Origin of the sequence: Gemmatimonas sp., from assembly GCF_041689975.1 — a bacterium.
In the GTDB taxonomy this organism is placed as follows: domain Bacteria; phylum Gemmatimonadota; class Gemmatimonadetes; order Gemmatimonadales; family Gemmatimonadaceae; genus Gemmatimonas.
In genome coordinates this window covers 1-2705 of record NZ_JBDNFF010000062.1, presented here as the reverse complement: position 1 = coordinate 2705, position 2705 = coordinate 1, and the positions used below count along the sequence as shown (strand labels likewise).

Genomic DNA, 2705 nt, shown 5'->3' with positions numbered 1-2705 from the left:
GCGCGTGCGAGAGCTGGCGCCGGAGAACGTATGGCGTGCGCGCTTCGATCATATCAACACGTTCGAACGGATGCTGACCGACAGCGGCGTGATCATTCGCAAGTGCATGCTCCACGTGTCGCGTGAAGCGCAACACGAACGCTTGCAGGCGAGACTCGACGATCCCACCAAGAACTGGAAGTTCCGTCTCGACGATCTGAAGGACCGCGACCGTTGGGATGCCTACACTGACGCGTATCGGGAGGTGCTCGAACGTTGCAGCACGCCATCGGCACCGTGGTACGTCGTGCCCTCCGACGATAAGACCGTGCGCAACTATCTCATCGCGCAGATGCTGGTGGACACGCTCGAGTCCACGAAGTCGACGTTCCCGCCGATGGACGAGGCCGTGCGAACCGCAGCAGCGGGGTTCGATTAGGTCGTCGCGTGTCGGCTCGTGCAGTTGCGTGTTCAGCTTGGCCCGCCAAGACGAACAGGCAGCCAGTAGCTGACTTTGACGGCGAGGAAATTATCACCGCTGGCGCGGGTCGTGCGGAACAGATCGCTCGCTCTTGCGGGATCGCCGAACACTTCGGCCGTCCGACGATTTTGTTGCCACACCAGAAAGAACGTGCTGCCTGGTGTCCATTCCCAGCGCAACACGATGTTGGATCGGAACGAGAGCACGTTGAAGTCGCGATTGCTGAGCGTGAACGTACTCGAGCCATCGGTGATCGTCAGCTTACCCACGGAGTCGGCGGCGATGATGGTGCCATCGGTGCCGTATTCCCGAAGCACGCGGCTGCGTGGGGCCGACAGTTCACCGATGCGCGAGTAGCGCCCGCTGGCCACGAACGGCTCGGCGTAAGCCTCCAATGTCAAATTGGGCGAGAAGGCGTAGTTGGCGCGGAGTTTGGTGGAAATCGTAGTGCGATCGATGAAGCCGAACACGTAGCGATTACCGTACGTGCGCGTGCCACCGGCAACGCGCGTGACGTATTGTCGTGGGTCAATGCCCGACTGGAACGTGGGCTCTGCGGACACGGACACGCGTGGCGACGGTCGCAGCGTTATTTGGCCCGAAATGTTGCGGCGCCACGCGCCGAACTCATCGACGCCATATCCGCCGTTCATACGCCAGCCGGTGCGTGCACCGAAAGGATTGTTGATACGGAACTCCTGGCGGAACTCGCGGGGAAGTCCCATGTACGGTCCGCCGCGCGTGACGGCGTCGTCGACCGCAGCCAAGGCGATCGTTGAGCGCACGTTGAGATTCCAGAAATTTCTCAGCGTCGCACTGCTGTTCTGCGACCACGTGTTCAGCTGTTGCGTTCGCTCGAAGTTCAACGCTCCGCGCGTTTCGAAACCGAGTCGCCAGTTCTGGAAAAAGCGCCCAGGTGTGGTTTCGCGGATCTGGAGGTCGGCGTTGTACTCGATATCGTCGGTCGACTGCAGTCGGCCGAGATCATTCAGTTCGAACCCTGGTGACTCGACTTTGACCTCGGCGCCCCACAAAATGTGCCGTCCCGCATCCTTGTCGGCGCGGAGTTGGGCCGAGTAGCCGGACAGGGAGGTTTTGAGCGGATCGAACAGGACGTTTCGTCGGTCCGGTCGTTGAAAGAGGCGCGAATTCGTCGTCTGCAGCCGACGGATGGACGCCGTGTCGCCCGCGACATGCGTACCCGCGACGAATCCGCTGATGGCGTACTTGCCTTGCTGAAAGCGAATGCGCCAGTCGGCCCCGCCGAAGTAGCTCTCGCGTGCCAACAATCCCGCCAGCGTGGGTTGCCCGATCACGTTGCGCTGCACGGTGCTGAACGACGCGCCGACGGTGGAGGCTTGCTTGCCGATTTCCTGCTGGAGTCGTAGCACGCCGTAGGCTGATCGCGGCTCGACGGGCACCCGGTTGGTGACGCTGGAGTCAGCGTGGAACACTCGTGCATTCTCGGCCGCCGTCACGGCGGTCACGGCACCGATGGAGAGTCGGCTCGGTAAGCGACCGGTGAGCTTGGCGGCACCGAGGATGGTGCTGCTGCGTGGCGTGTCGACGAAATCGCCGGTGGCCGAACCTCGTGGTGGTGCGCCGATGCGGCGAGGATAGAAGTACTGTGCGCCGTTCCCGCGCACCATTTCGCTGCCTTCCGTGAAGAACGGTCGGCGTTCGTCAAAGAAGGTTTCGAAGGCGCTCAGGTTGACTTCTGCGGGGTCGGCTTCGACTTGCCCGAAGTCCGGATTGACCGTTGCGTCGAGTGTCAGACTCGAGCCGAGCGCCGCCTTGGCGTCCATACCCATCCGGCCCGCGAGCGGGCGGTTCAAGGGGTTGGCGGCAGTTGCCGAGCCGCGCCGTGTGGCATCGCCGGCCACGTACGGCAGGAACTCCACGGGGCGGGTTGGCGAGACGCCGTCGAGACCCTCCAACGTGCCGAATCGCGACACGTAACCGGTCTCGCGAGGCGATACCATCGCCCACTGAATGTCTTCGTTCTTGTCGGGCATCCATCGATCGATCTGCATGCCCCATCGCTGCCGCTCCGCCTTGGGAAACCTGAGCTGGGAGAAGGGGATGCGCATTTCCGCGGTCCATCCGCTGGAGTCCTCGCGCGTGGCGGCTGTCCACACCGGGTCGTACTGACTCTCGCGGCCTCGCATGTCGTCGTCTTGCGTGTGGCGAAAATCCGAGCGGACGCCGGCCACGGAGACACCAAAGCCGACGGCCGTGCGACGGT

1 protein-coding gene and 1 pseudogene are annotated in these 2705 nt (G+C 63.0%); one reads left to right on the top strand and one right to left on the bottom strand.

Annotation, left to right across the window (positions count from 1 at the left end; all coding sequences use genetic code 11):
- A pseudogene (locus ACESNG_RS04660) lies at positions 1-418 on the top strand (polyphosphate kinase 2 family protein); the annotation flags it as partial.
- A gap of 32 nt (positions 419-450) precedes the next feature.
- Here ACESNG_RS04660 and ACESNG_RS04655 read toward each other — a convergent pair.
- A partial coding sequence (locus ACESNG_RS04655; protein ID WP_373068002.1) for a DUF5916 domain-containing protein occupies positions 451-2705 on the bottom strand: 2255 nt, incomplete at its 5' end.